At 41.6% G+C, this 21,402-nt stretch carries 10 protein-coding genes and 1 pseudogene; 7 read left to right on the forward strand and 4 right to left on the reverse strand.

Annotated elements, in window-relative coordinates; all coding sequences use genetic code 11:
- The first annotated feature begins 986 nt into the window (after nucleotides 1-986).
- The 4 genes from HC179_RS21035 (at nucleotide 987) to HC179_RS14225 (ending at nucleotide 12,412) form a co-directional block, all read left to right on the forward strand.
- A complete protein-coding gene (locus HC179_RS21035; RefSeq protein WP_240948536.1) occupies nucleotides 987-7,553 on the forward strand; it encodes a 5'-nucleotidase C-terminal domain-containing protein in 6,567 nt (2,188 codons plus the stop codon).
- 167 nt (nucleotides 7,554-7,720) lie between these two features.
- Complete coding sequence (locus tag HC179_RS14215; RefSeq protein WP_168864890.1) at nucleotides 7,721-8,800, forward strand: acyltransferase family protein; 1,080 nt, start codon at nucleotides 7,721-7,723, stop codon at nucleotides 8,798-8,800.
- Between the two features lie 177 nt (nucleotides 8,801-8,977).
- The gene (locus HC179_RS14220; RefSeq protein WP_168864891.1) at nucleotides 8,978-10,144 is read left to right on the forward strand and encodes a nucleotide sugar dehydrogenase; all 1,167 of its coding nucleotides are present in this window, start codon (nucleotides 8,978-8,980) and stop codon (nucleotides 10,142-10,144) included.
- A gap of 264 nt (nucleotides 10,145-10,408) precedes the next feature.
- On the forward strand, nucleotides 10,409-12,412 hold the full coding sequence (locus HC179_RS14225) for an acyltransferase family protein (RefSeq protein ID WP_168864892.1): 2,004 nt from the start codon (nucleotides 10,409-10,411) through the stop codon (nucleotides 12,410-12,412).
- A 676-nt stretch (nucleotides 12,413-13,088) separates the two neighbouring features.
- Here the strand turns inward: HC179_RS14225 and HC179_RS14230 are convergent.
- From HC179_RS14230 to HC179_RS14240, 3 genes are all read right to left on the reverse strand, one after another.
- Nucleotides 13,089-13,856, reverse strand: a complete 768-nt coding sequence (locus tag HC179_RS14230; RefSeq protein ID WP_168864893.1) for a TerC family protein — start codon at nucleotides 13,854-13,856, stop codon at nucleotides 13,089-13,091.
- A gap of 267 nt (nucleotides 13,857-14,123) precedes the next feature.
- Complete coding sequence (locus HC179_RS14235) at nucleotides 14,124-14,291, reverse strand: hypothetical protein (RefSeq protein WP_168864894.1); 168 nt, start codon at nucleotides 14,289-14,291, stop codon at nucleotides 14,124-14,126.
- Between the two features lie 168 nt (nucleotides 14,292-14,459).
- A complete protein-coding gene (locus HC179_RS14240; RefSeq protein WP_168864895.1) occupies nucleotides 14,460-15,182 on the reverse strand; it encodes a bacteriorhodopsin in 723 nt (240 codons plus the stop codon).
- Between the two features lie 406 nt (nucleotides 15,183-15,588).
- Here HC179_RS14240 and HC179_RS20920 point away from each other — a divergent pair, with 406 nt between their 5' ends.
- The gene (locus tag HC179_RS20920; protein ID WP_205825334.1) at nucleotides 15,589-16,380 is read left to right on the forward strand and encodes a nuclease-related domain-containing protein; all 792 of its coding nucleotides are present in this window, start codon (nucleotides 15,589-15,591) and stop codon (nucleotides 16,378-16,380) included.
- A gap of 3 nt (nucleotides 16,381-16,383) precedes the next feature.
- Nucleotides 16,384-16,449 (forward strand): annotated as a pseudogene (locus HC179_RS21380) (hypothetical protein); the annotation flags it as partial.
- 394 nt (nucleotides 16,450-16,843) lie between these two features.
- On the opposite strand, the gene HC179_RS14250 reads toward HC179_RS21380, so the two are convergent.
- Nucleotides 16,844-17,683: a TetR/AcrR family transcriptional regulator gene (locus tag HC179_RS14250; RefSeq protein WP_168864896.1), complete on the reverse strand. Its 840-nt coding sequence runs from the start codon at nucleotides 17,681-17,683 to the stop codon at nucleotides 16,844-16,846.
- A gap of 94 nt (nucleotides 17,684-17,777) precedes the next feature.
- Here HC179_RS14250 and HC179_RS14255 point away from each other — a divergent pair, with 94 nt between their 5' ends.
- Nucleotides 17,778-20,858, forward strand: a complete 3,081-nt coding sequence (locus tag HC179_RS14255) for an efflux RND transporter permease subunit (RefSeq protein ID WP_168864897.1) — start codon at nucleotides 17,778-17,780, stop codon at nucleotides 20,856-20,858.
- Nucleotides 20,859-21,402: the final 544 nt, after the last annotated feature.

Here is a 21,402-nt window from a genome sequence, read left to right on the forward strand (position 1 = left end):
AATCAACAGCGGTATTTAGAGTCGATACCTATGATAACTATATTGTTCGTCTTTTATTAAGGTTTTTTATTTTTGTCCCAGGCTCTTTTATGATTATATTTTTCTTCAATAATTATTTTTAAACAAACGTTTGTATCATTTTATTTTTGGTGTTGTTATACGTGGTGTGAAAATAGGTCGGGGTATATCGACTATTTTTGAATGGTATGGCGAAATAAGTATGGAAGCAGGGGGCGACCCGATAGTAAAATTACGAAACTAAGCTTCTATCGCTATTTATAGTGGATTTTAATAGAAAAAACTCGTGTTTTTTAAAGAAAATAGGCCTATTTTCACAGGTGAAATTCGGTTCGGACATTTATCTTCTTGCTTCGGACAAATAAGTGGATAATAGACTAGGGTTCGGTCAAATGAGTAGTGACGTTCGGTCACCTTTCAACGACCTTCGGACACCTTAAAATTTCGTTCGGTCAATTGTCGCCAATCTTCGGTCAAATTACCCAAAACTTCGGTCGAATTTCCCCAATCTTCGGTCAAAAATCAAAAATCTTCGGACATTTAACATTGAAGGGACAGGCACGTCGACACACTTTTTGCCCCCTCAGCCAACCCCTGAAACCCCTTCAGGAAAGAAAAGGAAGCGCTATCAAGAAGAAATTGTATTTACAGATAATTCTCTCCAATCTATAATGGGGAAGGGGGTTTTTGTTTAATTAAGTTAGAAAAAGTCGAAAATCTGGGAATCTAGCTTTTATTTTCCGAATATTATCATTCTTATATTTTGCGGTAATTCTACAAATCTTCACATTAAATTAACACTAGATTCATAATATGACTTTAAAATAATGTCTGGGTGGGCTTGGTTGCATGCAGAAAATGTAGGTAATAAGCCTTATGGGTATAGAACAATTTCCCCTAAAAGTAATGAAGAAACCACCATGAGTCAACATAAGGGTCGATTAATTTAAGAATATGGGAGGAAGAAAATGAAAAGACAACACAAAAGAAGTATTAGTATTGTCACATTGGTGTTCTTGATCACAAGTTTATTTTCACCAATTGCTAATACTCAAGTAAAAGCAGAAACTGTTGTTGCTACGGATCTCATTATTTCGGAGTATATAGAGGGATCAAGTAATAACAAGGCTATAGAACTATTTAATGGAACAGGTAGCGAGGTAGATTTAAGCGGCTACACACTGGAACATTACAACAACGGTGGTTCAGCAACTACAGGGACCACAACAACCGACAAGATATTAACATTAGAAGGAAAACTTGCAAATGGTGATACATACGTCATTTCTCGTTCTGATGCGCATGCTGATATCTTAGCTGCCACAGACAGAATAGACACCAGCAAGCAAGTCATCAACTTCAACGGAAACGATCAAATTGTCCTGAAAAAAGATGGACAAGTCGTAGATTCCATTGGCCAAGTTGGCTCCGTTGATACGCAACTAACTGATGTTTCCCTAGTTAGAAACAGCGATGTTTCAAAAGGTGATACCATCATCGACGACGCTTTTGATAAAGAAACAGAATGGACTAACCTAGGAAAAGATGTTTTCGATGACATAGGAAAACATACCTTCGGAGCTGCTGACCCTGGTGAACCTACTGACCCAGAACCAGTTGTTCCAACCATTACCGTTGCAGAAGCACGTGAGCTTGGTGTTGGTGAAACGGTAACAATTGAAGGAATTGCGACAACGAATACCGGCCTTTGGGGCGGCGATTCATACTATATGCAGGATGAAACGGCGGGGATGTTTGTTTATAACAGTCCGCAAAGTGTAAAGCCTGGTGATAAAGTTAAAATTACCGGTGAATTAAAGACTTACAACAATGAGTTGGAGATTATTCCGACGAAACAAGAAATTCTTTCATCTGGAAATGAACTGCCTACTGCTCAAGTTGTGACAAAAGTGGATGAGAGCACACAAGGTGAATTTTTAAAACTTGAAAACGTTACAATTACTGGCTTGACAAAAGAAAATTACGGAACAGCTTCCTTCCAAGCAGTCTTCGAAAGTGGAGAAAGCGTTGATGTCATCCATGACAACCGCACAGGTTCTAATTATGATGAACTGATCAAACACTACAAAGAAGGCGATAAAGTTCATCTAACAGGACTCGGCTCTATCAGTAGTGCTGGTTTTCACTTAAAAACTACTGGTCTAGATAGCTATGATTTAGTGAATAAACCTGCCGTATATGTAACTCAACCAGAAGGTGTTGTAGAAGCAGGTACGAAAATCGAATTGAAATCCGGTACAGAGGGTGCTGTAATCTATTACACGACAGATGGTTCAGCTCCAACTACAGCTAGTACAAAATATACGGAAGCAATCGCTTTAGAAACTGGTGAAACGACCATTAAAGCAATCGCGGTTGCAGATGGTACAGAGAGCGAAGTATTCAGCTTTACCTACACGATCCTGAATACAGAAGGCATCTTCATCCATGACATCCAAGGCAAAGGCCATGTGTCCGAATACAATGGATCTTCCGTAACAGACATCACTGGTGTTGTCACACATGTTTTTGGTACAAGCAGCTTTGTGATGCAGGATGTTGAGAATGCAGACGATGACAGCGCAACATCTGAAGCTATTGAAGTATACCAAAGAAACCATGGTGTTAATGTTGGGGATACCGTTTCAGTAGATGGAACAGTGACAGAATACGGTGGAGGCACTAACCTTTCCAAAACACAGATTACAGGAACTGCAGTTGAAAAGACTGGTACAGCGGACCTTCCTGCACCTCTTGTTGTTGGAGAAGATATTATCCCTCCTAACAAAATCATTGATAATGACAAATTGGAATCCTTTGACCCTGAAGAAGACGGCATTGATTTCTGGGAATCTGTTGAATACATGCGTCTATCCTTCCCTGATGCACTTGTAGTTGGACCGCCTTATAACGGTGATGTTCCAATTATTGTGGGAAGCACAACAAACAATGAACTGAATGTGATGGGTGGATTAAATATCGCAGCAGACGATTATAACCCGGAAAAAATCATGCTTGATAACGTCGGGAACGACTACAAATCCGGCGATCAATTTGATGGCGATGTTATTGGTATCCTATCCTATGCAAGTGCAGGCTACCAACTAGTAACAGACAAGAGCAAATTGCCTGCTGTCATTCCGTCATCTATTAAAGCAGAAGTGACACACATTGACCCTGCAGACGACAAATTGACAGTAGCAAATTACAATATCGAAAACTTCTCAAACAACACAGCCAATACTCCAGATGAGAAAGTGGCAAGAATCGCTAACTCATTTGTAGAAAATATGAAATCTCCTGACATTATTACTCTAGTAGAAGTTCAGGATAATGATGGACAGACTGATTCTGGTAATACAGATGCATCCGAGAGCTATGAGCGCTTGATTGCTGCAATCAAAGCTGCTGGTGGTCCAACGTATGCATGGACAGATGTTGCACCTGAAAATAATACAAACGGTGGTGCACCAGGCGGAAACATTCGTGTAGGTTACCTGTACAACCCTGAACGCGTGGACTTAGTCGATGCTACTAAAGGTACGGCAACTCAAGCGAATGCATGGACTGCAGAGGGTAACCTGACTCTTAATCCTGGGGTAATCAACCCTACAGCATTCACGAACACTCGTAAACCGATCGCAGCTAAATTTGAATTCCAAGGTGAGCGTGTCGTTGTAATCGGAGCTCATCTGAATTCTAAAGGTGGAGACCAATCTCTATGGGGAGCAAATCAGCCTCCAAAATTGGGCTCAGAAGCGGAGCGACTACAATTAGCGCAAGCAATTAACGATTTCGTAGATGCTGGACTTGCAGAAAATCCTGCTCTTAACATTGTCGTTGCTGGAGATATGAATGATTTTGAATTCACGCCAGCCCTTGAAACACTTAAAGGCGGAGTACTGACAAATATGGTAGATGTAGTTCCTGCCGAGGATCGTTTCTCTTACTTCTACCAAGGAAACAACCAAGTATTAGATCATATCTTAGTTTCTAATAATCTAGTATCGAATACAGCAGTTGATATGATCCATATCAATGCGAATTTCACGGAAGCACAAGGACAGGCATCTGATCATGATCCTATGTTGGTGCAACTTGATTTAACAAAACCAGCGGGTCCAGACCTGACAATTTTCCATACGAATGATACTCATTCCGCATTGGATCTAATGCCAAGGACTGTCACAGCGCTAAAAGAACTTAGAGAAGTATCTCCAAACGGACTTCTGCTTCATGCAGGTGATGCATTTACTGGAACATTGTACTTCAATGAATTCCAGGGTACAGCAGACCTTGCCATGATGAAGCTGATGGATTTTGACGCAATGACTTTTGGTAACCATGAATTTGACTTAGGTTCTTCACCAGAAGGCCATCAAGCATTAGTTGACTTTGTTAAGGGAGCAAACTTCCCATTATTAGGTGCAAACATTGATTTCTCAAAAGATGCAAAGTTCGACGGGTTATACAGTGACTCCATTGAATCAGCATATGAAAATGGAAGAATTTACGATGGAATCATTAAAGAAGTAAACGGGGAGAAAGTTGGTATCTTCGGATTAACAACAGAAGAAACAGCGGATATTTCCAGCCCGGGATCCATTGAGTTCCAGAACTATCTAGAAGAAGCTGAAAAAGCAGTTGCATATTTAGAATCTCAAGGAGTAAATCGTATTGTCGCATTAACACATATCGGATATGACGATAATGCAGCGGTTGACAATGACCTGGTTCTTGCTGAAAAAGTAGAAGGCATTGACATAATCGTCGGTGGACATAGCCATACAGCTTTGAAGGAACCAGTAGTAGTAGCGAATGATGCAACACCAACTATCATCGTACAGACAGGAAATGCAAACAACAACCTTGGTGTGTTGAATGTTAATTTTGATGAGAATGGTGTTATTACCACACATGATGGCCGTATCATCGCAATCACGAATAATATTGCTGCTGATCCAGAAGCAGTAGAAGTTCTTGCTCCATTTAAAGCACATGTGGATGAAGTAGCGAAGACAGAAATCGGCGTGTCTACACCTAATGCTTTAGAAAACCCACGTACGGGCGGCGACAACACAAAGCCAAGTGTACGTAGAAATGAAACAATCCTAGGTAACCTGATTACTGATGGAATGCTTGCAAAGGCTAAGGATTTCACTGGCAAAAATGTCATCATGGCATTGCAAAATGGTGGAGGAATCCGAGCTGCTATCAACGCAGGAGAAATCACTGTAGGAGAAATCATGACAGTTCTTCCATTTGCCAACACATTGGCAACGATGGAATTGACTGGCGCAGAGCTTAAAGAAGCATTCGAAATCAGCTTAAGTCAATATCCAGGAGAAAATGGCGGTTTCCTACACGTAGCAGGAGGAAAGGTAGAATTTGATTCTACTAAACCTGCAGGTGAACGCATCGTGTCCGTCAAGTATTTAAATCAAAGCGGTCAATATGTAAAAGTTAAAAATAGTGAAACATACACCATCGCAACGAATGCATTCACAGCAAAAGGCGGAGACGGCTATAATGTCTTTGCAAATGCTTATGCAGAGGGCCGTGTAACCGATCTAGGTCTATCCGATTGGGAAAACTTCCGCGATCATTTGAAAATGGTTGGAAGCGAAGGAATCCCGACGGAAACAGAAGGTCGAATCACAGATGTAAAAGGTTTATTTGATTTAACAGTTATGCATACGAATGATACGCATTCAGCTTTGGAAAACATGCCAAAGACTGTAACAGCTGTAAAAGAAATCAGAGCAGAAAACCCGGATGCACTTCTTCTTGATGCAGGAGATGCATTCACTGGAACTCTATATTTCAATGAATTCCAAGGCGAAGCGGAACTTGCCTTGATGAATCTGATGGGCATCGATGCCATGACATTCGGTAACCATGAATTTGACTTAGGTTCTTCAGCAGAAGGCCATCAAGCACTGGTTAACTTTGTTAAGGGAGCAAACTTCCCATTCGTAAGTGCTAACGTTGATTTCTCAAAAGATGCGAAGTTCGATGGACTATTCAATGACTCCATTGAAGCAGCATATGTAAATGGCGAAATCTATAATGGGATTATCAAGGAAGTGAACGGCGAGAAAATCGGTATCTTCGGTTTAACAACGGAAGAAACAGCTGATATCTCAAGCCCGGGCTCCATCACTTTTGAAAATTATTTAGAAGAAGCAGAAAAAGCAGTTGCGTCCCTTGAGGCACAAGGCGTTAACAAGATCATTGCATTGACGCATATCGGATTTGACGACAATGCAGCAGTTGATAATGACTTGGTTCTTGCAGAACAAGTAGAAGGTATCGACATTATCGTAGGTGGACATAGTCATACTGCATTGTCCAAACCTGTACTCGTAGATAAAGATGCCACTCCAACTGTTATTGTCCAAACAGGAAATGCTAATAGCAATCTAGGCTTGCTAGACGTAAGATTCGATGAAAATGGTGTCATAATTGAAAATGACGGAAGCTTAATCAAAGTCAGCGGCAAAGTAGCTGATCCTGAGGCAGTAGAAGTATTGGCGCCATTTAAAGCGCATGTTGATAAGGTAGCCAATGAAGAAATCGGCGTATCAACACCGATCGAATTAGAAAATCCGCGTACAGATGGCGACAATACGAAGCCAAGTGTACGTAAAAACGAAACAATCCTAGGTAACCTGATTACCGACGGAATGCTTGCAAAAGCAAAAGAATTCACTGGCAAGAATATCATCATGGCATTGCAAAACGGTGGAGGAATCCGTGCAGCGATTAATCAAGGACCAATCACTGTAGGCGAAGTTATCGCAGTTCTTCCATTTGCTAACACATTGGCAACGATGGATCTGACTGGTGCCGAGCTAAAAGCAGCATTCGAAAGAAGCTTCAGCCAATATCCAGGGGAAAATGGCGGTTTCTTACATGTAGCCGGAGGGGTAATAGAATTTGATTCCACTAAACCTGCAGGCGAGCGTGTAGTATCCATTCAATATCTGGATGAAAACGGTCATTTAGTGGAAATTAAAGACGAAGAAACTTACACCATCGCAACAAATGCATTCACAGCAAAAGGCGGAGACGGCTATGATGTCTTTGCAAATGCTTATGCAGAAGGCCGTGTAACAGATCTAGGTCTATCCGATTGGGAAAACTTCCGTGAGCATCTAGTGAATATTGGAAGTGACGGAATCCCGACTGAGATTCAAGGTAGATTTGTAGATGTAAGTTTAAACCCAGGTGAAGAACCAGGTGAGGAGCCGGGTGAAGAACCAGGTGAGGAGCCAGGAGAAGAACCGGGTGAGGAGCCAGGTGAAGAACCGGGTGAAGAGCCAGGAGAAAATCCAGGTAACCAACCGGGTGAGAATCCAGGTAACAAACCTGGCGATAATACGGGTGAAAAACCAGGTAACAAACCAAGCGAAAAACCAGGTAATAAACTTCCGAATACAGCAACAAATACGTTCAATGTGTTACTGACAGGATTAGTTTTAGTTCTGGCAGGTGGAGGGTTATTCTTCTGGAATAGGAGAAGAACTGCTTAAAGTGGGCTGATGGGGGCAGCTACCCCATCGACCTAGAAAAGAGACTCAGTAATGAGTCTCTTTTTTGTGAAAAAAAGTGAAGAATGTCGCTTTATGGAAGTTAATGACATTGATATTCCACCTAAAAGGTTCTATTATCATAAGTTGAGGAACTAGGAGGTGGCTTCTTGAAAAAGCCTATTAATGAAATATATTGGATCAGGGCGATAGCCTGTTTGAGTGTGGTGGCCATTCATTCTTTTACTCGAACCAAGGGTAAGTTTGATCTGCCGGATACCACGATAGATTTCATTGTAAATTTACAATTGATGATGATGTTTGCGACGCCAATGTTCGTCCTCATTTTTGAAGTGATTGTTGGGAACGCATATCATAATAGAATACCAAAAGGATTCTTTAAAAAACGTTTATTGTATTTATTTTTACCTTTTGTTTTTGTGCCATTTTTATATGTCTTATTTAATGTGATTTATAATGATTTTGCCATGAGTAATGTTTTGAGAGCTTTACAAAGAGATCTAATTTTTGCGGGCTGGCACGGTTATTTTATCCTCATCATCCTGCAATTTGTGGTCATTCATGCCTTATTTGTAAAATATCTCAGGAAGATCCCAATGTGGATCATGCTTATTGTGAGTTTCGCACTTAATGTAACCTATCTCTATATGACCGAATTCCATCGGGATATGTTTCCGATGATCATGCAGGAGAACTATTCTTACATTCGTTTGGTATTTGTAGGTTGGATCTTCTACTTTACAGTCGCTTACTATGTAGGAAAAAACCTGGATAAGGTAAGAGCTTCTCGAAAATGGGGACTGCCTCTTGCATTTGTCGCTACAGGTATTAGTTTATATTATGTTTACGATATGCACTATTCAGGAACCATTACAACGCTAGGATCTGTTCGTCTGGATATTATGTTTTACACCGTAACATTATTCTTTTTCCTATTTTTCTTATTTTCTTATGTATCCAAGGTACCAAAAGTTGTAATGTTCATCAGCAAATACGCATTCTCTATTTATTTATTGCACTTATTATCCTTTAATATCGCAATGAAATATCTGCCTAAAATGAACATTATCTTATATTCATTCACACTATTTCTCATAGGCATCTTCGGATCTGTTTTGATGGCCAGACTTATATCCCTATTCCCATTTGGCAAATTCATTATTGGACCTCTTAAAGATGCAGTAAAGCAAAAGCGAGTCACCAAAGAACAAGAGAGAGTGGCAGCTTGATGGGTTATGGGACACGCTACGCGACCCGTCAATAATTTAAGTATAGACAGATGGAATGGTATATCCTTTCCATCTGTCTTTTTTTATGAAGTGAATATTTACATTTAATCCATATTATCCTAACATCTGCTTGCTATGCTTAGAGAATAAATAACCTAAGTTAAGGTGGCGGTAGGTATGAGGATAGCAGTAGCTGGTACAGGATATGTAGGGCTTTCTAACGCATTGCTGTTAGCGCAACATCACGAAGTCATTGCTGTTGATATTATAAAGGAGAGAGTCGACCTCCTTAATGAACGTCAATCACCAATCGTTGATGCAGAAATAGAGCAATTCCTAAAAAGAACGGACATTCATTTTACCGCAACAACGGACGCTATAACCGCATTTAAAGAAGCAGATTTTATCATCATTGCCACACCGACAGACTATGACACAGAGAAGAACTATTTTAATACAAGCTCTGTGGAATCTGTCATTGACACCATTTTAACTGTGAATCCAGATGGGGTCATGGTGATTAAATCCACCGTACCTGTTGGGTATACTTCTAAAATCAAACAACAATATAGAACAGATAACATCCTATTCTCACCTGAATTCCTAAGAGAAGGAAAGGCTCTCTACGATAACCTTTATCCTTCAAGAATTATTGTTGGTGAAAGATCGGAACGCGCCAAGACGTTTGCAACTTTATTAAAAGATGCTGCTTGGAAAAAGGATGTATCAATATTGCAAACAGATTCTACCGAAGCAGAAGCAATTAAACTATTTTCCAATACTTATTTAGCCCTTCGTGTCGCCTACTTCAACGAGCTTGATACATATGCAGAAGCAAAAGGACTCAACACCAAACAAATAATAGAGGGTGTCAGCCTCGACCCAAGAATAGGGGACTTCTACAATAACCCTTCTTTTGGTTACGGTGGTTACTGTTTACCGAAGGACACCAAACAGCTCCGGGCAAATTACAAAAACGTACCCAACAACATCATTGAAGCCATTGTGTCCGCTAACAAAACCCGAAAAGATTTCATCGCAGCTCAAATCCTTGAGAAAAACCCGCATACAGTCGGGATATTCAGACTTACGATGAAATCAGGGTCTGACAACTTCCGGTCATCTTCCATTCTCGGAATAATGAGGCGATTAGCCCTACAAGGAGTAGAAATTATCATCTATGAGCCCGTATTATCAAAAGAGAGATACCAAGAATACGAAGTGATATCAGATTTACATAGTTTTAAAGAAAGAGCAGATATCATCATTACAAACAGAATGGAGCCTGCTCTCAAAGACGTGAAAGAAAAAGTTTATACACGGGACATCTTTTTGAGGGATTAGTGGTATGGGGGCAGGCGCGCTGCGTAAGTGTCTGATACCAACTATCTTGCAAATGCAAAAGACCTACTTTTATGGAAATCAGACACAATAAAATCAAAAAATGGTTTTTAATTGATTATTCTTCCATTTTACTATACTATAATACTAGCATTTAATTTTTATCTTACATCATATAACTGATGTTATGGTCAGCTATCCCTCTGTGAACGATACAAGGGGTGTTTGACCATTTTTAATTGGATGGAGAGTAGAGGTATAAATGAAATGGATGATTTAAGAGTTCCACAAAAGAAGTTTCGTCCGGAACTGGAAGGAGTCCGGGCTGTTGCGGCATTTCTTGTCGCTATCTATCATATTTGGCTGGGGTCCGTTTCCGGTGGAGTGGACGTTTTTTTTATTGTATCCGGATATTTGATTACCACATCCCTATTATCAAAAATGGAAAGGGAAGGCCGTATCCGAATTTTTGAATACCTGCTAGGGCTAGGGAAGCGCCTGTTTCCCATCGCTTTCTTTGTTCTATTCACGTCCACCGTGCTGTCTTTCCTGTTGTTGCCGCAAGCACAGTGGAGACAAATTATTTCTGAAGTATTTTCCTCAGCCTTCTATTTTCAGAACTGGCGCCTTGCCACGAACGCCGTTGATTATTTGGCTCAGAACAATGAGGCTAGCCCCTTCCAGCATTTTTGGGCGCTATCCATTCAAGGGCAATTCTATGTAACCTGGCCATTGATTATTTTCCTGGCCTTTTATGTGGCCAAGAAACTATTTAAAACACCTTTTCGCAAGACACTGCTATCAGTATTATCTGTGATTTTTTTGGCTTCCATTACCTATTCGGTCTACATAACGACTACCAACCAGCCATGGGCCTATTTTGACACTTTCGCACGCGTATGGGAGTTCAGTCTAGGCGGTATGTTAGCAATATTGATACCTTATCTAATAATTGAAAAACGACTGGCTGCTATATTGGGATGGGTTGGATTATGCATTATCGGGTTCACGGGTATCGTGTTGCCTGTTTCTACTGTATTCCCTGGATATGCAGCATTATTGCCGACATCTGGTGTCATCTTAATCATCATTGCAGCGGAAAATGGCAGTCGTTACGGCGTAGAAAATCTACTGGGTTCCAAGCCATTTTTATATTTTGGAAGCATTTCATATGGATTTTATTTGTGGCACTGGCCACTTCTAGTCTTCTATTATGCATATTTCCAGACAGATTCTGTACCGATTAGAGATGGGATTATCCTGATCATGGTCTCTTTCCTCCTGTCGGTACTATCCACAAAGATCCTGGAAGCTCCAATAAGGGGCTTGTCCATTAAAGAATCCAAGTGGAAGCTGGCATCTCTGTTGATCCTGATCATGCTGCCTGTGTTGGGGGCCAATACATGGTGGGGAATGTATATGGATAAGTCGGAGGCTGTATTTAAACAGAATTATGATATTCAGGATTATCCTGGCGCACGAACCATATATGAAAATGTGGATGCCACTCCAGGATTGACACCCATTACCACACCTTTGGAAGCAACAAGTCAGTTACCTTCGATGTATACAGATGACTGTTATGTCAAGATGAAGGAAAGTGGAGTGAAAATGTGTTCTTACGGGGAAACAGAGGACCCTGACTATACGATAGCACTTGTAGGAGGCTCTCACTCTGGTCATTGGTTCCCGGCATTAGAACAGTTTGCCGAGGATTTAAAGCTCCAGATAGATGTTTATAATAAAGACGCCTGCAGATTTTCTACAGAAGATTTCAATGGACAATTGTCCGACACTTGCATGGAATGGAATGAGCTGGTGATAGAACCATTAACAGAAAATCCACCTGATTTACTATTTACGACAGCTACCGTGGATAGTGGAGATACCATACCAAATGGATACATTGAGATGTGGGAAAAATTCGAGGGCGTGACTACAATTTTTGCACTAAGGGATAACCCGAGGATGGCAGAGAACATTCCAGCATGCGTGGAAGTTAAAACCCCAGAAGAATGTTCTATACCAAGAGATAAAGCGCTGGCAGAGAAACCACCATGGGAAAACACTGAAAATATCCCAAACAATGTGTACTTTGCCGACCTATCGGACTACTTTTGTGATAAAAACACTTGTCACTCTGTTATTGGAAATGTCCTTGTATATCGTGACACTCATCATATCAGCACACTATACTCCATGACGCTTGCAGAACCGTTAAAATGGGAGATTGAAAAAGCGATAGAATACCTTGAAGAGAAAAAGGGCTGAGGGGACAGGGACGCCGATTCTTCTAAGCTTTAAAGCGTCGTCGTAAAGTATGGTGTGAGGATTTAAGGGTCTTCACACCATACTTTTTGGTTTGAATATAGTGAGCGACAAATGGTTCTTTCTTCTGTACAGCTGAAAATGCTGAAATTTTAATAGAAATGCTTAATTTTTGCTGTTTGGATTTGGTTCGGTCATTTATCCTCCTGCTTCGGACAAAAAAGGTTCAATTAGAGTAAGGGTTCGGACAAAATGCAGCGACGTTCGGTCACCTTTCGACCGCCTTCAGCCACTCTAAAATTTGGTTCGGTCAATTTCAGCAATACTTCGGTCAACTTTGCCAAAACTTTGGTCAACTTTCATGAATCTTCGGTCAAAATTCCGAAAACTTCGGACATTTGATCAAACACGGGTAGAAGTGAGGAATATGGAGGGGATAGGCACTCTAACCCGTTTTTGCTTTAATGTAAAAAAGTATGGTTTATGCTATTTTTCTTAGATAACTTTTTTCAAACAAACGTTTAATTAATTTAATTTCTGAAGTTGATAAATGTGTATTTAAAATACATCGAGTAATATCGACTATTTTCGCATAGTATGTTGCGATAATAGTTTGTAGAAGGTGTTGAATATTTCAAGAAATGGGTTGCAGGTCTCCGTGTCCCTGCAACCCAACACATTAATTTTCAACCTGCACCTTTGGTTTCTCTTTAGAAAGAATCCACCCAAGTACCCCAATCAACACAAGCACAACCCAGAACGTAATCTTCCAAGGTGCTCCCTTAGCAAAGCCTTCCGAGAGGATCGCCAATTCAGGATGCGAAAGGGCGTATACCCCTAATTTTACCCCAACCCAACCTACCACAAAGAATGCAGCGGTCTCCAATCCAGGACGTTTTTCAAGCAAGGTGACAAAGTATCCGGCCGCAAATCTCATGATCACCAATCCGATAATTCCACCTGCAAGGATGACGGCAAAGTGTCCGCCGTCCAAACCACCGATTGTCGGAAGGTTTGTTGTCGGTAGCATAACCGCAAGTGCAACCGCAGCAAGAATCGCATCTACAGCAAAGGCAATGTCAGCCAGCTCTACTTTGATAACAGTCATCCAGAAGCCAGAGCCTTTCTTTTCCTCCGCATGCTTTATGAGCTTAGGCTTTAATACATGCTTTTTCAAAAGATGATACACAGCAATCCCCAACAAATATAATGCCCCTACAGCCTGCACCTGCCAGATGTGGACAAGGTAGGAAATAAGGAATAAAGATCCAAATCGGAACACAAATGCCCCTGCTAAACCGTAAAATAAAGCTTTCTTTCGTTGATTTTCAGGTAAATGCCTTACCATCGTTGCAATGACAAGCGCATTATCCGCCGCAAGAATTCCTTCCAGACCAATGAGAATGAGCAACACCCAACCGTATTCAAGCAACAATCCAATATCCAATTATTATCTTCCTCCGCTCCATTAATCTATTATTTATCTTTATCATGTAAAACAAGGTTCATTTAAATGGCTGGTGATGATGGTAATGCCAATGATCTTGGTGGGGTGTGCAAGTCTAACGTTAAAATGGATATTGCATACAATTTCAACGTGACAATAAAGGTTAACCAGATTAATAAATTTTTTTCAGAAAGGTGTTTCAATTAAGATCACTTTTCTCCTTTTTATGGGTTTTTGATTATGGTTCCTTAGCTATCGAAGTGTTGTTTAGATCGCCAATCCCTCCCTGAAAAATACAAAAAAACCTTTACCAACTAAATGGTAAAGGTTTGGAAATACACAAATATATCCCTTTACCATGATGGCAAAGGTCTCGCAAACAACGTCAACGTTGCCAGTTAAGCCGGTGATATTGCTATCACGTATTGTCGACATAACTGTCAGCTACTCCCCTTTGGAGTATATGGGCTCAAAGCTTGAGCGTAGCACTAACTCATGTGCTATTGAGAGTATCATATAATGTTCTGAATTATTTTGCAAGAGAAATTTTAAGAGGGGTGAGGGGACAGGCACGGTGACTCGGTTCCTGTCCTCTTTCACCACTCATTGAATGGGCTGGGGTACTTTTGACGAATTCTTTCCTAACCTCTGCAAACCAAGTAAATCAATGAGGCTGAAACCAGCTTTTGAGAAGATGGGTAAAAACACAAAAAGTATGGTATCCGTTACTTGGCCAAAAAGATGAACACCAGAAGGGCCGAGAATCCAGAATGTAGGGTATCCAAACCAAAGAATGGTCAAGTATCCGGCCACAATGAGGTAGAAGCGATGTAGATTAACGCTTTGTGACAGGGCCTTTCGTCTAAGGGGCCACCAGATGATATACATGATAAACATCAAGCCTACCCAACCTAACCCATACCAAAAGTACCTTACTGGAGTGGGAGATAAGTCAGCAATCAAGCCTGTCAAAATCATAAACACATCTGCAGCGATCAGCCCACCAATTAGCACCTTATCTTTTGGCATATAATGCATTGCCGTAAAAGCTAACGCCACAAGTAAAAGCGGTGTTGTCACTAACCAGTCCAAATATCGTGCATAATAGGTTACTTTGTCTCCTATGGTGACATGCCCCTGCCCCAACGCCATGGCCGAATAAGCAGTTCCAGACCAAGCGACAATAATGAAAGCAATAAGAAATTCGGCTCTTGGCAACTTTTTTCGTTTAAACCCCATTATTGCAAAAATGACAGCAGCAATGAACATGACAGCAACATAAAACCATAAAAGATTAACCTCAAGGGGATACATCTCAGTGTACAAACAATTCAACTCACTTTATCGGTATTTTATATGTGGTTATTCTTTCCTGGAATGAGGAGTTTATTCTTTGGGGGCTGAGGGGGCAGGCACGCTGACCGGTCTTCACTTTAAAGAAGTCAAGTGAGGTTTGAGGGACATTTGGTTTCATGAAATTTTTCTTGAATAATTATTTTTAAACAAACGTTTGATTAATTTTGTTTTTGGTGTTGAAAAATGAGGATTGAGAGCGTATCGAGTAATATCGACTATTTCCGCATAGTTTAGTGCAATAATTTTTGGGAGGATTATAGATTCGTATATAGTTCTTTTTATCTATTTTCTTACATAAAATACTAGATTTATACAATTTTCTACCCTAAAATTGGAATTGAATTAACTTATATTCCAAATCAAACGAGGTGTCTCTTTGTCCAATTATCAGAAAGCTGCAGTTATTTTATTAAGTATTATTATCGTGTTACCATTGTTGTATTTTATAATCCCTATTGTTTTGCCGTTTCTTTTTTTAGCTGGAATGGTCTATTTAAAAGCCAACTATGCAAGGATAAAAGGGGCGGTTGGGGAGCGGGCTGTGAACAAAGAGTTAGAGAAGCTGGGCCCGTTATTCACCGTGTATCATGATTTATATGTGCCAAATGAAAATGGAGGTACGTCGCAAGTCGATCATGTAGTAGCTTCGCCGACTGGCATCTTTGTTATTGAAACCAAACATTACGAAGGATGGATTTTCGGAAAGGAAAATCAACGTAATTGGATACAGGTGATCTATAAGCGCAAAGAGAAGTTTTTAAATCCAATTTGGCAGAATTATGGGCACATTAAGGCGTTGAAGGGTTATCTCGGAGAGCAGCATAACTACCAATCTATTATTGCTTTCTCCAGCAGGTCCACGTTGAAGTTTGAAGATAATTTCAGTTCGGCAAGGGTTGTCCAAATTCCGCAGCTAAACAAGGTCATAAAGGAATCGTTAAGGCGTGATATTAGTGAGGTGGAGCTGCGAGGAATTAACAAAGCCTTGGAACAATTGGTCATCCAGGATGGGAAGCAAAAGAGAATTGTACATCAAAGGCATGTAGAAGCGATAAGAGATAAACAAGCTGGGAAAGTGGTTGTAAAACCAATTGTGAAGAAGCAGACTCTTAACGAGACGGATTTAGAAATCTGTCCAAAATGTGGTGGTAAGCTTTCAATTAAGTAGGGTAAATATGGATCTTTTTATGGGTGTAATGGATATCCAGTATGTAGATATACTACTAAGATTTCTTGAGGGAAACGGACTGAGAGATTGGGTGTGCCGACCCGTAACAAAGATTTGCTCGCTATAGTGGGTTTTGATAGAAATACATGTATTTTTAGTTGAAAATGACTCAGTTTTGGTCGGTGATTTCTGGTTCGGACATTTATCCCCTTTCTTCGGACAAAAAAGTGGAAAAAGACTAGGGGTTCGGTCAAATTAAAGAGACATTCGGTCAACTTTCAACCACCTTTGGACACTTCAAAATTTCGTTCGGTCAATTTCGGACAAACTTCGGCCAACTTTGCCAAAACTTCGGTCAACTTCGGACAAACTTCGGTCAAAAAACCAAAAACTTCGGACATTTAACTAAACACGGGCTGAGGGGACAGGCACGCCGCCCCTCAGTGGGTCGCGTTGCCAGCCCCTAAAACCCAAACCACCGATCCAACACCAACGCCAACCATTTCCCCTCAGGATGAACGCGGACATTCTCAATCAAGCCTTTTCTGACTGCAAGCGGCAGCGAAGGTTCTATTATATCCTCCCTCAGCATCTGCACCGATTCTTTAACCACACGATTTTCGGTCTCCCCTGCATGCCTATCCATCAGGGCAAGCACTTCTTCCTTAGATTCAGAATCCCCAATTTTATCAGCATTCTTCAGATAAAACTCCAGATCCTCTGTAATGAATGGAATATTAGAATGCTTCGCGAGGCTATCTGTTTTCTCAACAAGAGACTGACAAAGTAAGTTCATATCCAAATCAACCTCGTAAAACAGGAATAGTTCTGAATATATCCGGATAAATCCCTTGATGCAGTAAACAATGTCATATTTGGTTGCTCGGACCTGGTCGCCATATATATTTTCCACCATTGCCAATATGCTTTGAGACGTTTTTATGTCATAGGCTCTAGATTTCATCAGCAATTCCTGATTCAAAGAATGTGGCATTTCTTTTATTAGCACTCTTGCGAAGTCGGCGTGTTGTGCAAAATAGTGAAACATCAGTTTGTAAAACTTAAAAAGTAAATTCTTATCGTTTGCACTACCTGTGACTAAGTGGTCAGTCTCTGTTGTGACCATCTTGAAAAAGTAGTCGAGCATCTCCATGATCAACTCATCTTTTGATTTAAAAGATAGGTAGAAGGACCCTTTGGATATACCGCATTGCTCTGTTATTTGTTGGATGGAAGTAGCTTCAAAGCCTTGTTTGGCGAACAGTTCTGTCGCTTTTTCCATAATTAGTTGTTTTTTAGACATGTATTTTCTCCTATACATTTCGTTGACATATGACCGTATAGTCATTATTATATGGAATAGAGTATATTAAGTCAATATAAGGGTAGGTGCAACCGTGAGAGGGTTAGTCAATTTTGTAATTAGAAACAAGCTGGCAGTATGGTTACTGACTATTATCATTACCGTAGCAGGAATCTATTCCGGTACAAAGATGAAAACGGAAACGATTCCGGATATCTCCATTCCATTTTTAATGGTGATGGATGTGTATCCTGGAGCCACACCAGAAACTGTGATGGAGGATGTCTCGATTCCGCTTGAGCAGGTGGCGGAAGGACTAGACAATGTAAAAGCTGTTTATTCCAACTCCTATTCTAACATGGCAAACTTACAGATTGAATATGAATATGGAACAGATATGGATGAGGCAAAGCGAGCATTAACCTCCGCATTGGCTGATGTGGAACTACCAGAGGGTGCGCAAGAACCAATGGTCAATTCCATCAGCATGAACATGATGCCTGTTGTTGCCCTAAGTGCAAGCAGTGATACAGAGGATATCGTGGAACTATCGGCAACTGTCGAAGAATCCTTGCTTCCGAAGATCCAAAAGCTTGAAGGCGTTGCGTCCGCGACGATTGCTGGACAGCATATTGAAGAGGTCGAGCTTCGCTATGACACAGAGCGCATGGCGGAACTTGGGTTAACAGAAGACAATGTCAAACAGATGATTCAAGCAAGCAACTTGGATGTTTCCTTAGGACTTTATGAGTTCAAAGAGGGAGAGGAAGCAGTTTCTGTTGACGGGAAATTCATGACTGCAGCAGAACTAGAGGAAATGCTGATTCCAGTCACTCCGTCCGAAACGGTTCAAGTTCCTTTTGTAAAATTAAGCGAAATTGCTGAAATCGAAGTAATTGGTAAAGTGGAATCTGTCTCTAGAACGAACGGAGCAGACGCTATTGCGATTCAAGTGTTGAAACATCCGCAAGCAAACACGGTGGATGTGGTGAATCAAGTGAAATCCTTGATGGAAGAAGAGCAGGAACGCCTTGATGGTCTAGTGATCGATGTGACCCTCGATCAAGGGGAACCAATCGAGAAATCCGTGACAACAATGGTAGAAAAAGCATTGTTTGGTGGCGCGATTGCAATCTTAATCATCCTTTTATTCTTAAGGGATATCAAATCGACCCTTATCTCCATCGTGTCCATTCCGGTGTCCATTTTCATGGCATTCTTACTTTTAAACTGGATGGAAATCACGTTGAATATCATGACGCTTGGAGCGGTGACCGTCGCAATCGGTCGTGTTATCGATGACTCCATCGTTGTTGTGGAAAATATATACCGCAGATTGCATTTGAAGGAAGAAAAATTAACAGGCCGCGCACTTGTCAGGGAAGCAACGCTTGAAATGTTCAAGCCGATTTTATCCTCGACGCTTGTGACGGTTGCTGTTTTCGCACCGTTAATTTTCGTAGGTGGAATGGTAGGCGAGCTATTCATGCCGTTCGCGCTGACGATGACCTTCGCGCTAGGTGCATCACTAATTGTAGCGGTAACCATCGTTCCGGCGATGTCGCACTTCCTTTTCAAGAAAAAGCTTTATAGCGAAAAGACAGAAAGCGGCCATAAGGAAATTGGAAAACTTGCAAACTGGTACAAAGGTGTATTGAACTGGTCCTTGAACCATAAAATCATTACGTCTATTATAGCGGTTGTTTTACTTGTAGGAAGTCTTGGACTGACTCCACTTATCGGATTCAGCTTTTTAGGAAGCGAAGAAGAAAAAGTCATGTACTTAACGTACACACCAGAAGCAGGGGAGCTAAGAGAAGAGACCCTTGCGAATGTGGAAGAAGTCGAAAAAGCTATGATGGAACGTGACGATATTGACATTGTCCAGCTATCAGTCACAGAAGGAGCCAATGAACAAATGGCCATGATGGGTGGCGGATCTGACGGTGTGTTAATGTACCTCATTTTTGACCCTGACATGGAAAACTTCCCAGAAGCAAGAACAGAAGTGGAAGACTATGTGTTCAATATCGGCCAATCTGGTGAATGGAAAAGCCAAAACTTCGCCACTGGAGGAGCGATGGCATCCAACGAAATTAGCTACACATTCTCAAGTGAAAACCTTGATAACCTCAATGAAGCAGTGAAACAAGTAGAAGACGCGATGAGCGGAGTAGATTTATTAGAAAATGTATCTTCCACTGCGGAGGAAGCGTATGTTGAGCACACTCTGAAGGTCAGTCAGGATGAGTTGCTTCAATATGGACTGACAGCAGGACAAATCGTGATGATGCTTAGTCCACAATTTGAAGAAGTGCTGACAAATGTAGAAAAAGACGGCAAAACCCTTGATGTCATCGTAAAAGAAGAGCAAAAAGAGCAGCCGAAATCAATTGAAGAATTGTTAGAAACTGAAGTTCCGACTGCTATGGGTGGGACGATGCCTCTTTCAGAGCTTGTTGAAGTAGAAGAAGGAACCACGTTGAATACCTTAGCTAGATCAAAAGGCGAATACTACGCTTCTGTCAGCGGAACGGTCATTGGAGATGACGTTTCCAAAGCAACTGCAGAAGTGGATGAAGCCATCAGTGACGTGGAACTGCCGAACGGCGTAACGATGGAAGTTGCCGGTGTGACAGCAGACATGCAAGAAACCTTCACACAACTGGGGCTAGCGATGCTTGCAGCAATTGCGATCGTTTACTTCATCTTAGTTGTGACATTTGGGGAAGGAGTAGCGCCATTTGCGATCCTATTCTCCTTACCGTTTGCAGTAATTGGAGCCTTTGTCGGATTGTTGCTGGCAGGAGAGACGATTTCGGTTCCAGTTATGATGGGACTACTCATGCTGATTGGTATCGTTGTAACGAACGCAATCGTACTTGTTGACCGCATCATTCACATGGAACGTGACGGGATGACGATGCGCGAAGCCATCCTAGAAGCAGGCGCAACCCGCTTACGCCCAATCTTGATGACAGCTATCGCGACGATCGGAGCACTAATCCCACTAGCAATTGACGGTGGCGGAGGCCTGATTTCAAAAGGTCTAGGTATTACCGTTATTGGTGGACTGACGAGTTCTACGCTGTTGACACTAATTATTGTGCCGATTGTGTATGAGGTGTTGTCGAAGATGTTTAAGAAGAACCGTAGGGAAGTGCAGGAGAACTAGATAGTAGATTGAGTGGGAGAGGCGTCCGGTTTTTGGACGCCTCTTTTTTGGGGGTTGAGGGGACAGGTATGGTTACCAATAACAGGGGAACGGTAACAGAGAGCGGCTCTCAAGGCCCGAAGCCCGAGTGTCAGCAGAGAAACGGTAACAGAGAGCGCCTCTCAAGGCCCGAAGCCCGAGTGTCAGCAGAGAAACGGTAACAGATAGCGCCGCTCAAGGCCCAGCTCGAGCGTCAGCAGAGAAACGGTAACAGAGAGCGGCTCTCAAGGCCCGAACGCCGTGCAAAAACAGAGAAACGGTAACAGAGAGCGGCTCTCAAGGTCCGAAGCCCGAGTGTCAGAAGAGAAACGGTAACAGAGAGCGCCTCTCAGGGCCCGAAGCCCGAGCGTAAGAAGAGAAACGGTAACAGAGAGCGGCTCTCAAGGCCCGAAGCCCGAGTGTCAGAAGAGAAACGGTAACAGAGAGCGGCTCTCAAGGCCCGAAGCTCGAGTGTCAGAAGAGAAATGGTAACAGAGAGCGGCTCTCAAGGCCTGAAGCCCGAGTG

Source organism: Bacillus sp. RO1 (genome assembly GCF_012524115.1).
Taxonomy (GTDB): Bacteria; Bacillota; Bacilli; order Bacillales; family Bacillaceae_I; genus Sutcliffiella_A.